Annotated in this window: 4 protein-coding genes; all 4 read right to left on the bottom strand. The window is 70.1% G+C overall.

Annotated features, from left to right (window positions below; genetic code table 11):
* Window positions 1-73: 73 nt before the first annotated feature.
* Window positions 74-616, bottom strand: coding sequence for a hypothetical protein (locus AC1RGU_RS18315; protein ID WP_492697212.1), 543 nt, complete (start codon window positions 614-616; stop codon window positions 74-76).
* Between the two features lie 35 nt (window positions 617-651).
* Window positions 652-8,874 (bottom strand): glycoside hydrolase family 94 protein, encoded by an 8,223-nt coding sequence (locus AC1RGU_RS18310; protein WP_492697211.1) that lies wholly within the window; start codon window positions 8,872-8,874, stop codon window positions 652-654.
* The gene (locus AC1RGU_RS18305; protein ID WP_492697209.1) at window positions 8,871-9,089 is read right to left on the bottom strand and encodes a hypothetical protein; all 219 of its coding nucleotides are present in this window, start codon (window positions 9,087-9,089) and stop codon (window positions 8,871-8,873) included. Before AC1RGU_RS18305 ends, AC1RGU_RS18310 begins: the two co-directional genes overlap by 4 nt.
* Window positions 9,090-9,255: 166 nt before the next feature.
* Window positions 9,256-12,102: a phosphoenolpyruvate carboxylase gene (gene ppc / locus AC1RGU_RS18300; protein WP_070062227.1), complete on the bottom strand. Its 2,847-nt coding sequence runs from the start codon at window positions 12,100-12,102 to the stop codon at window positions 9,256-9,258.
* Window positions 12,103-12,140 lie beyond the last annotated feature (38 nt).

Raw genomic sequence — 12,140 nt, 5'->3', positions numbered from 1 at the left:
TTTGGTGCCTGAAGCCGCCCGGGGATGCGGCAATGGCGCCTTTCGCCATCACCGTCTTTTTGAGTTGCCGAGATTAAGTGTGGGCGGGGCGCAACTCGATCGCCTGTCCGTCGGCCACGAACGATTCGTCGACCAGCACGCGAAAGGCCGTGCCCTGCACGAACTTCGGCTGCGCCACGGCCGGCGAGAGAAATTCGATGTCGAGCGCGACCGGCGTGCCGCGCGCGAGCGATATGCCCTGCGGCACGCGCCAGCGCGCCGAGAAGCCTTCGGTGTCGAGCACCAGCGCGCCCCGGTATTCGCCGGGGCCCAGCGGCACGTCCTGCGCCGGCACCGAGGGACGGCGGAAGGTGAGTTCCACGGCCAGGTGCGGCGTGAACTCGGGCCGCGCGTCGAAGCCCGCGGGCGGTGCCTGCTTGGGCGTGCGGCGCGGCAGCTTGCCGATGAGCCACCCGATCACGTTGCCGATGATCGGCACCCACAGCACCATCAGCAGCGTGGCGATGTCGCGCGTGGTGGTGCCGGGCGCCGCGTAGTGCCGCACGATGCCGCCGCCCACGGCCACGCACAGGAGGATCAGGACGATGACGCGTCGGCGGAACTGGATTTTGGTCATGAATGCGCGGGGTGAAAGCGGGTCCGGACCATAACCTACGCCGTCATCTGCCCCTTGCCTGCCGCTTGAGCGACCCGCAGCACCGCATCCGCCGGCAGCGCCTGCCAGTCGATCCATTCGCCCACCGCCACGTGGTGCGTGGGCGCGGCGGCGCCTTCGACGGTGCCCCACTGCAGTGTGAGCCGGTGCTGGCCGAGCCGCAGCGCGAGCTCGAAGCCTGGCCAGTGCGCGGGCACATGCGGCGTCATCGACAACTGCCTGCCCTTCACGTTCAGGCCCAGCAAGGTCTCGACGGCCGCGCGATGCAGCCACGCGGCCGAGCCGGTGTACCAGCTCCAGCCGCCCCGGCCCACATAGGGCGCGGCGCCGTAGACGTCGCCCGCCATCACATAGGGCTCCAGCTCGTAGACCGGGCCGCGCTCGGGGTGCTTTGCGCGGTGGGCCGGGCTCAGGCCCTCGAAGCTCTGCCAGGCGGCTTCATGGTCACCCTGCAGCGCCTGCGCCATCAGCGCCCACACGGCGCCGTGCGAGTACTGGCCGCCGTTCTCGCGCACGCCCGGCGGATAGGCCTGGATGTAGCCCGGGTTGTGGGTTGACTGGGAAAAAGGCGGCGCCAGCAGCCGCAGCAGGCCGGCCGGTTCGTCGTGCAGGTGCTTGCCGATGGCGGCCATGGCCGGGCCGGTGTGGGCCGCGTCCGAGGCGCCCGACAGCACCGACCAGGCTTGTGCGATCAGGTCGATGCGGCACTCGCCGTTGATCGACGAGCCCAGCGGCGCGCCGTTGTCGAAGAAGGCGCGGCGGAACCAGGCGCCGTCCCAGCCGGCGTCGTGCAGCGCGGCGATCCAGCCCGTGCGCGCTTCGGTCCAGCGCGCGGCGCGTTCGTGTTCGCCGCGCGCCTCGGCGATAGGCGCGAAGCGCTCGACCACGCTGCACAAAAACCACGCGAGCCACACCGATTCGCCACGGCCCTCGTGGCCGACGCGGTTCATGCCGTCGTTCCAGTCGCCGGTGCCCATCAGCGGCAGGCCGTGCACGCCGGTCTTCAGGCTGCGGTCGATGGCGCGCGCGCCATGGTCGAACACGGTGGCCATGCGGCCGCTGTTCTGCGGCGCGTAGTAGGCGTCTTCGGCGCCCTCGGGAATGCCGGGGCCTTCGATGAAGCCGACCATCTCGTCGAGCAGCGAGGCATCGCCCGTCACCTCGACGTAGTGCGCCGACGCGTACGGCAGCCACAGCAGGTCGTCGGAGAAATGCGTGCGCACGCCGGCGCCGCCGGGCATGTGCCACCAGTGCTGCACGTCGCCCTCGGGGAACTGGCGCGCCGCGTTCACGAGGATCTGCGCGCGCAGGCGCGGCGGGTCGGTGAGCGCGAAGGCCATCGCGTCCTGCAGCTGGTCGCGAAAACCGAAGGCACCGCCGGCCTGGTAGAAGCCGGCCTTCGACCAGAGCCGGCAGGCCAGCGTCTGGTACACGAGCCAGCGGTTGACCAGCGCATCGAACAGCGGGTCGGGCGTGCGCACCTGCAGGCGGCCCAGCAGCTCGTCCCAGAAGCCGCGCACCTGCGCCAGCGCCTCGGGCACGTCGCGCTGCCGCCAGCGGCGCGCAAGCTCGAGCGCCGCGTCGGCATTGCCCGCGTGGCCCAGCACGAAGTTGAAGCTCGCGGTCTCGCCCGCCGCCACGACGAACTCCCCGCCAATCGCCGCGCAGGCATCGAGCCCGCTGCCGGCGCGCCGCGCCAGCGTGTCGGGCACTTCGACGATGCCGCGGCCGGCGAAGAACTCGCTGCGGTCGCAGGTCCATTGCGTGGCCCCGGTCGTCGCGCCCTGCAGGCCTGCGAGCAGCAGGAAGGCCGCGCTGCCGCCGAAGCCCGCGCTCGATTCGCGTTGCTGGCCGAACACGGCCGGCTGGTCTTCGGGCTTCCAGCAATGCACGGTGCGCCGTTCGCCGCGTGCGGCGCCCAGTTGCCACTCGACCATCGCGAGCGCGCGCAGGCGGCGCTGGCCGGCGCCTTCGTTGCGCACGCGCACGTGCACCAGCTTGACGGCCTCGTCGCGGTCCGCGAAGAAGGTGGTTTCGAGCACGAGGTCGCCCTGGCGGCATTCGAAGACGGTGTAGCCCTGCCCGTGCCGCACGCGGTGGCGGGTGGTGCCGTCACCACCGCCGGCAGGTGTCAGCGGCAGCATCTCTCGCGTCGCCACGTCCTGCAGCAGGTAGTGCTCGAAGGCCGGGTCCTGCACCGGGTCGTTCGACCACGGCGTGACCTGGTGCATGCGGCTGTTGCCGGCCCAGGTGTAGCCGGTGCCCCACTCGGACACTTGGAAGCCGAAGGTGGCGTTGGCGATCACGTTGATCCAGGGGCGCGGCGTGCGGCGGTCGGGGCCGACCTCGAAGTGGAACTCGCCGCTCTCGGCATCGAAGTCGCCGGTGGGGGGCGTGTTGGCCGGCGAGGTTGCTTGTCTCGTCAACAGCGGCGTGCGATGTTGAATCGGTGCGCTGCTGTCGTCCGCAATCGTCGGGCTGCGTGCCTCATGCAACGCCGCCACCTGCACTTCGAGCGCGCGGCCGTCGGCCGTGAACACCACGCGCGCCAGGCTGGAAAGCGCGGCCTTTTCCGAGGGCACCACGTCCTGGTCGCGCAAGAGGTAGAAGCCGGCGGTGTCGTTGCGCGGAAAGCTGTTCTGTGTCTGCTGCGCGACGCGCGTGCGCAGCATCTCGATCTCGCGCTGCAGCGGCATGAGGTACGAGTTCGGTTCGCTGTTGAGCACCACCAGGTCGCAGGCCACGCCGCCGAAGCCCCACCACGGCTGCGCGCGCAGCAGCGTGTTGATCAGGCCCATGCCGTTCATCGAGTGGATGTAGACCAGCACGATGGGCTTGTCGCCCGAGATGCCGAAGCGCCAGATCTGGCGCAGGTCGATCAGCCCGCGGTCGCGCATCACGCGCGGCGTGGTGTAGGTGAGGATGGTCGTCAGGTCCTGCAGCGCCAGGTTCTGCGCGGGCGCGATGCTCAGGTCGCGCAGCCGCACCTGCGCCAGCGTGGCGGCCATGCGGGTGGCGCGCTCCACGTGCATGGGCTGCAGGTAGCGGTCGATGCAGGGCATCAGCGCCTCGATGCTCTCGTCGGCGGCGGTGGCGAAGCTCAGGCGCGCGGTGGTGCCCGGCGCGATCGACAGGCGCACGCGCAGGCAGGCGATGGGGTCCAGGCCGTTCACCTGCTTGCCCTGGGCGGTGAGCGGTTGCGGGTCGAGCGCAGGGTCGGCCAGCGTGCAGTTGCGGCCGATGAAGGCGCGCCGGTCGGTCATGCAGTCGATCGACAGCACGTTGGCATCGACCGAGGCCACGAAGTGCACCGCGGCCACCACCGCATCGCCATGCAGGCGCGGCTTGCGCGACAGCAGCAGCGCGCGCCATGCCGGTTCCCAGCGCGATTCGACGAACAGGTTGGCAAAGGCCGGATGCGCCTCGTCGGCCTTGGGGTTCGACAGCACCGGCTCGAAGTACGAGATGAGTTCGAGCGTGCGCGTTTCGTCGCCCGAGTTGTGCAGCGTGATGTGGCGCAGCTCGGTGTCGTCCTCGGGGCTGATGAGCACCGTGGTGCGCACCTGCAGCCCGGGGCCGGTCGCATCGAACTGCACCTGGTCGGCCAGGAAGCGGGTGCGGTAGTGCCAGTCGGCACCGGGCGCGGGCAGGGCGGTGAGCGAGGTGAGCTCGGCTTGCCCTCCGTCTCTTTCGATATCGCGCACGTAGAAGAAAGTGCCGTAGCTGTCGCGCAGCGGATCGTCGCGCCAGCGCGTCACGTTGAACGAACGCCAGCGGCTCACGCCCGCGCCGTTGGCCCGCAGCGCCACCGTGTAGCGGCCGTTCGACAGCAGGTGCGTGGGCTGGAAGCCCGGCCCCGTCGGGTCGACCACGCGCGGCTGGAACAGCGGCGCCAGCTCGGCCTGGCTGGGCTCGGGCGGCGTGCGCGGGTCGGCGCTGCCGATGATCTGGCGCGGCGTGCGCTCGTGCAGCAGCGACTCGTGCGCCTGCACCAGCGCGGCGCTGCCGAACCAGCGGCGCGGCGCATCGTCGCGCAGCACGTTGCACAGCGCCACCAGCGACATGCCCTGGTGGTGCGCCATGAAGTTGCGCACGACGGTGAAGTCCTGGCCCTCGGCCTGGCGCGAGGTGGTGAAGTCGATCGCGTCGTGAAAACCGAACTCGCCACGCGCGCCGAGCGATTCGAGCAGCTCGAGGTTGCGCACCGCCGCTTCGGGCGCGAACGGCGCGGCCATCAGGCTGGCGTAGGGCGCCACCACGCGGTCGGTCGGCGGCGTGCGCCGCAGCGCCAGGCGCGGCACGCCGAAGGGCGAGTACTGGTAGGCGAGCGAATGGTCTTGCGCGAAGTAAGCCGACTCGGACACGCCCCACGGCATGTTCTGCGCGCGGCCGAAGGCCTGCTGCTCGGCGATGGCCGCGGCGTTGGCCACCTGCAGCAGGCCGTCGGTGGGCTCGGTCATCACGAGCGCCGGCATCAGGTACTCGAACATCGAGCCCGACCACGACTTCAAGCTGGGCTGGAAGCCCACCAGAAGGAACGGCCGGCCCAGCGCCATCCAGTGGCGGCGCGGCACGTCGCCCTTGGCAATCGCCAGGAAGCTCAACAACCGCGATTCGGAGGCCAGCAGGTCGTAGTAGCTCGCGTCGAGCACGTTCTCTTCGACGCGCAGGCCGATGTGGAACAGGTGGCGCTTGGCATCGTAGAGGCCGCTGAAATCCATGCCGTCGTGCAGCGCGTCGCAGCGTCGGGCCAGTGCTTCCAGTGCGGGGGCTTCATGGGGCTGGCAGCTTGCGTCCGCCGCGAAGGCGCGGCAGGCCTGCGCCACGGCCACGAGGTGGCCCGCGAAGTTGCCGCTGTCCACGCTGGACACATAGTCCGGCGGCAGCGGCTTGAGCGTCTGCGTGTCGTACCAGTTGAACAGGTGGCCGTTGTGCTTGTGCATGCGGTCGACGGTGTCGAGCGTGGCCGTGAGGCGCGCCAGCAAGGCTTGTGTGTCGATCCAGCCAAACTCGCGCGCGCAGCAGGTGGCCAGCAGGTACATGCCGATGTTGGTCGGCGAGGTGCGGTGCGCGAGGGTCGGCTGCGGCTCGAGCTGCAGGTTGTCGGGCGGCAGGTGGTGGTCGTCCGGGCCGACCACGTGCTCGAAGAAGCGCCAGGTGTCGTGCGCCAGCGTCTCGAGGTAGCTGCGTTGCGCGGGCGCGAGCGGGTCTTCGGCGTGCACGTCGACACGGCTGCCCCACCAGGCCGCAATGGGCGCCAGCGACCAGAGCACGAAGAGCAGGGGACCGAGCACCGGCCAGGCGCTCCAGTTGGCGAGCACGGCCAGCACCAGGCACACCGCGCTGCTGAGGGCCGCGCTGCGCACGAAGGGCTTCAGGCGCTGGCTCGATTGCGCCTGCGCCTGGTCGGCCGTCGTCCACTGCAGCAGGTGCCTGCGGCTCACGACCAGCCGCCAGGTGGCGAGGAAGGCCGCGTCGAGCAGCAGGCGCGTCTGCGCCGCCAGCTGCACGAACTGCCAGGCCGCACCGGCCAGGGCGCGTAGCAGCTCGACCGCGCCCGCGTCGAAGAAGTGGCGCAGCTCGATGGCGCGGCGTGTCGGCACCAGGCCGGCCAGCGCGCCCAGCAGCGGCCCCAGCGTGAGCGCCGCACCGACGGCGGCCAGCGCCCAGCCCAGCGGCATGGCCTGCGTGAAGATCACCAGCACCAGCAGCGCGAAAGACGCCGGCACCACCAGCGACCGGCGCAGGTTGTCGCTCATCTTCCACAGGCCCAGCGCGTCGATGCCGAAACGGCGCGCGCGCCACATCAGCGGCAGCAGCTGCCAGTCGCCGCGCACCCAGCGGTGCACGCGCGAGGCGGCCACGCCGGCATGGTGCGGATGGTCTTCGACCAGCACCACGTCGCTGACCATCGCGCAGCGCGCGACGCTGCCTTCGAGCAGGTCGTGGCTCAGCACGGCGCTGTCGGGCAGGCGGTCGTTCAGCGTGGCGTGCACCGCGCGCACGTTGAGCAAACCCTTGCCGGTGAAGGAGCCGCTGCCGAACACGTCCTGGTAGATGTCGGAGGCGCCGCTGCCGTACGGGTCGAGCCCGCACTGCCCGGCGAACACCCAGTGGAAGAAGGAGCGCTCGCTGCGCATCGGGAACGGCGTGACGATGCGCGGCTGAAGGATGCCGAAGCCCGCGACCACGCGCCGGCTCGGCATGTCGATCTCGGGCGCGTTCAGCGGATGCGCGGCAATGGACACGAGGTCGCGCAGCGCGCCGGGCGGCAGGCCGGTGTCGCTGTCGAGCGTCAGCACATAGGGCGTGCGGCCGGGCGCGAGCTGCTGGCCCGGTGCGAGCGGAAGAAAGCCGCTGGCGTCGCCGCTGGCCAGCAGGCGCATCAGCATTTCGAGCTTGCCGCGCTTGCGCTCCCAGCCCATCCAGCGCTGCTCGGTCTCGCTCCAGCTGCGCGGGCGGTGCAGCAGCAGGAAGCGCGGCGCGGCGCCTTCGGCCGGCGGGTACTTGGCGTTGAGCGCGGCGATGCGCTGCTGGGCGTCGTCGAGCAAGGGCGCGTCGTCGGGCATCGCCGCTTGCGAAGCGTCGGCCCAGTCGGTCAGCAGTGCGAACTGCGCGTGGGGCTCGCGGTTGGCGAGCCAATGCAGTTCGAGCCGGTGCGCGAGCCTGGCGTTGTTCGCGGTCGAGCCCAGCATCGTGGGCATGACGACGAGCGCGCGGTGCCGCTCGGGAATGCCGTTCGCGAAATCGAGGCGTGGCAGGGCCTGCACGCGCACCGACTCCGCCATGATGCGTTGCGCCAGTGCAATCAGCGCTTCGGACAGCGGCCACGCGAGCAGCAGCAACGCCGCGACGGTGGTCCAGTCGCCGCGATGCGGCAGGCTGTGCAGCACGGCGGCCAGCAGCAGCGCAGTGCCGAGGGCGACGGACCCCACGTAGACAGGCAGGCGCCAGCCGCGATGGCTGCGCGCGGGGCGTGTGTGCGCGGTGCGTGTGGCCTGGCCCGGCGCTGCGTTCGCCTGCAGCGAAGCGATCAGCGCGGGCCGGCCCTGGCCGAAGAGGTAATAGCCCGCAGTGCCGTCGGCACGGTCGGTCTCGGCACCGGCTTCGTCGGCCGGCGCGCCCGATGCCAGCGTGACCACGGCCTGCGCCACTTCGCGCTCGGGCCGTTCGGTGCTGCGCGCCACCTGCTCCATCGCATGCGTGATCTGCTGGCGCGTGAGTTCGCTCTCGTTCGCAAAGCTCGGCAGTTCGCGCAGCACGCGCAGCGAGCGGCTCACCGGCTCGATGAGGTCGCTCCACTCGACCTGGCCGATCATGCGCAAGGTCGTGATGATGTTGCCGACCGTGAGGTTGGCGGCGGCCTGCGCGTTCTGCGCGTCGCCGATCAACGCCGGGCCGTTGGGGCAGTGCTGCTCGGTCCAGCGCACCAGCGCGGGCATGTCGTCGCCGTGCTCGACGGGCAGGCGCTGCCACAGCTGCGTGAGGTAGCTGTCCTGCAGGCCGTGGCTTTGCAGCGCGCGGTAGAGCACGTCGAGGTCCTGCACCGAGAGGTGCGGCGCCGCGTCCCACGCGGCATGCGCGATCTCGCGCGCGACCTTGTTCTCGGCGATGCGCTCGGCCACGCGGCGCAGGTTTTCGAGCAGCACCACGCGCAGGGTGGTGGGCAGCGCCCACAGCTCGCCGAGCATCAGCTCGTCGATGTCTTGATACGCGTTGAGGAAGGCGGTGAACAGCGTCTTGTTGAGCACGCTGTCGGTGTGCGCCACATAGGCCCACGCAATGCCGTACACGCGCGGAAGCCCCGCCAGCGGCGGCGTGACGAGCTTGGGCAGGCGTGCGTAGTAGCTGCGCGGCACGCCGTCATGGATCTGCTGGAGCTGCGCCTCGACGAGGTGGAAGTTGTCGAGCAGCCATTCGGCCGCCGGCGACACATAGCGCCCGCTCAGCGAGATCAGCGCGATGTAGTCGAAGGCGGCGCGCAGCGACTCGAGGTTTTCGTCGACCCGCGGAAAGAAGGGCGCGCCTTCGCGCGCGCGGTGGTGTTCGTCTTCCACCACCTGGGCACGGGCCAGGCTGTGGCCGTGCTGTTCGAAACGTTGGGCGCCGAAGAGTTCGGCGCGGATCGGGAGGGCTACCGGGTCGTGCGGACCGAGCAGAAGGGTCCGGGCGTAGTGACTGAGCCCTTGGAGGCGGTCGACGACGGCAGCGGCGCTCAAGTGACCGCGAACAGGCCGATGCCCAACACCACGGCTACGCAGGCCATCGTGACAATGCGGCCCGCAGCGAGCGCGCGCACACGTTGCATGTGGCTTCGCAGCGAGAACCATCGCCCATGGGCACGTGCACAGTGGTGCATGTGGGAAGCCAGGGCTTCGAAATCGCTGCCGACGAAATCGACATGCGAATGGGAAAGGGACTGCGGGATGGACATTGCAACGGGCTCCTGTGAAACGACTTCGAGCTGCCGCGCGATTGCGAGAACTGTGAACGTGTCCCGACCGTACCCTTTTAAATGACCTTACAGGTACCTCATTGCCGACAGCGCACGTAGGAAAGGGCGCACAAGGCGCCCTTTGTCCATGGAGGCGGTGTGCAGGTCAGCCCGTGTTGCGCAGCCCCGCCGCCACCCCGTTGATCGAGATGTGGATGCCACGCTGCAGCCGCTCGCCGCCGTCGCCCGCGCGATAACGCCGCATCAGCTCGACCTGCAGGTGGTGCAGCGGGTCGATGTAGGGGAAGCGGTGGCGCACCGAGCGCTGCATCTCGGCATTGCCCTCGAGCCGCTGCTTGGCGCCCGTGATGAGCGTGAGCGCATCCGAGGTGCGTTGCCACTCGGCCTCGATCATCGAGAACACCTTCTGGCGCAGCTTGCGGTCGGTGACCAGCTCGGCATAGCGCGAGGCCAGCGCGAGGTCGCTCTTGGCCAGCACCATGTCCATGTTCGACAGCAGCGTGCGAAAGAACGGCCACTGCGCGTACATGCGCTGCAGCAGCGCCTGGCGCTCCTTCTTGCCCGCGGCGGTGCCGGCGGCGGCCAGGAACTGCTCCACGCCCGAGCCGAAGCCGAACCAGCCCGGCAGCGTGAGGCGGCACTGGCCCCAGCTGAAGCTCCATGGCACGGCGCGCAGGTCGTCGATCTTGTGGCTCGGGTTGCGCGAAGCGGGGCGCGAGCCGATGTTGAGTTCGGCGATCTCGCGGATCGGCGTGGAGCCGAAGAAGTAGTCGCCGAAGCCCGGGGTCTCGTACACCAGCTTGCGGTACGCGGCCATGCTCGCGGTTGAGAGTTCGCCTGCGGCCGAGAGGAAGTTCGCCGGCGCTGACTTGCCCTGCGGCAGCAGCGTGGCTTCGAGCGTGGCGGCCACCAGCGTCTCGAGGTTGCGCCGGCCGATCTCGCGGTTGGCGTACTTCGAGCCGATCACTTCGCCCTGCTCGGTGAGGCGGATCTGGCCGCGCACCGTGCCGGGCGGCTGCGCCAGGATGGCCTGGTAGCTCGGGCCGCCGCCGCGTCCCACCGTGCCGCCGCGGCCGTGGAACATGCGCAGGCGGATCGGGTTCTTTTTCTTCTTGTTCAGCTCGTCGAACAGCGACACCAGCGCGATGCCCGCGCGGTACAGCTCCCAGTTGCTGGTGAAGATGCCGCCGTCCTTGTTGCTGTCGGAGTAGCCCAGCATCACGTCCTGCTCGGCGCCCGAGCGCTCGATGAGCGCCTGGATGTTCGGCAGCGCGTAGAAGGCGCGCACGATGGGCGCGGCGTTGCGCAGGTCTTCGATGGTCTCGAACAGCGGCACCACGATCAGGTCGCAGGTCGCGTTGCTGTCCATCGCGCCGCGCAGCAGGCCCACTTCCTTCTGCAGCAGCAGCGCCTCGAGCAGGTCGCTCACCGTTTCGGTGTGGCTGATGATGTAGTGGCGGATGGCGGCCGCGCCGTAGCGCGCACGCGCGGTGCGCGCGGCCGCGAAGATGGCCAGCTCGCTTCGGGCGAGCGGCGAGTAGTCGGCGTCGGGCACGCGCAGCGGGCGGGCGTCGTCGAGCAGCTTGAGCAGCAGCGTCTGCTTGGCCTCTTCGGCCAGCGACGCATACGAGGGCTCGATGCGTGCGGTGGCCAGCAGCTCGGCGATCACGGCCTCGTGCTTGTCGGAGCTCTGGCGCAGGTCGACCGTGGCCAGGTGGAAGCCGAACACCTCCACCGCGCGGATCAGCGGGCGCAGGCGCGGCGCCGCGAGCACGGTGCCGTGCTTCTCGACCAGCGACTCTTCGATGGTGCGCAGTTCGGCCAGGAATTCTTCGGCATTGGCATACGGGTTCTGCGGCGCGACCGCATGGCGCGCGGCCTCGCCGCCGCTGAGTTCGCGCAGCGTGGCCGCCAGGCGCGCGTACACGCCGGTGAGGGCGCGGCGGTAGGGCTCGTCCTTGCGGTGCTCATTGGTGTCGGGCGAACGCTCGGCCAGCGCCTGCATCTCGACCGACACATCGACCAGCGTGGCCGACAGCGACAGCTCGCCGCCCAGGTAGTGCACCTCGGTGAGGTAGTGGCGCAGCGCGAGTTCCGACTGGCGGCTCAGCGCGTACTCGAGCGTCTCGGCCGTGACGTTGGGGTTGCCGTCGCGGTCGCCGCCGATCCACTGGCCCATGCGCAGGAAGGGCGCGACCGAGGGCGTCTGCCCGCCTTGCACCAGCGCCTTCTCGAGGTCGGCGTACACGCGCGGGATCTCGCGCAGGAAGGTGGCTTCGTAGTAGCTCAGTGCGTTCTCGATCTCGTCGGCCACCGTGAGCTTGGAGAAACGCAGGATGCGCGTCTGCCAGATCTGCGTGACGCGGATGCGCACCTGGGTTTCGTTGTCGGCCAGCTCGATGGGCGAGAGCGCGTCTTTTCCGCCGGCGTAGGCGTTCTGGCGCAGCTTGATCTCGTCGCGCGTGGTCAGCAGCAGGGCGATGGCGCGCTCGGCGTCGAGGATGCTCTTGCGCTGCACTTCGGTGGGGTGCGCCGTGAGCACGGGCGACACGTAGCTGTGGGCCAGCGAGGCGACGATCTCGTCGGGCTTGATGCCGGCCTTGCGGATGCGGGCCAGGGCGGTCTGCAGGTCGCCGTCGGCCTGCACGCCTTCGCGCTCGGCCTCGGTGCGGCGGCGGATCTGGTGGCGGTCTTCGGCCAGGTTGGCCAGGTGGCTGAAGTAGGTGAAGGCGCGGATCACGCGCACCGTTTCGGCGGCGCTCAGGCCCTTGAGCAGGTTCTTCAGCGCGCGGTCGGCGGCATGGTCGGCGTCGCGCCGGAACGACACCGACAGGGTGCGGATCTTCTCGACCAGCGCGTAGGTTTCGTCGCCCTCCTGCTCCCGGATCACGTCGCCGAGGATTCGGCCCAACAGCCGGATGTCGTCGATCAATGGCTGGTCTTCGGTCTGGCGGCGCTTGGCGGGAGATGCAGGAGTCTTGCTGGCTTTCATTCGATGTTGTTCCTGGGGACTTGAATGGACGCGCCGCC

The organism is Variovorax sp. GW823-FHT02B07 (assembly GCF_058797695.1).
Note: the sequence above shows the minus strand (reverse complement) of the source record. Positions and strands in the feature narration are given on the sequence as shown.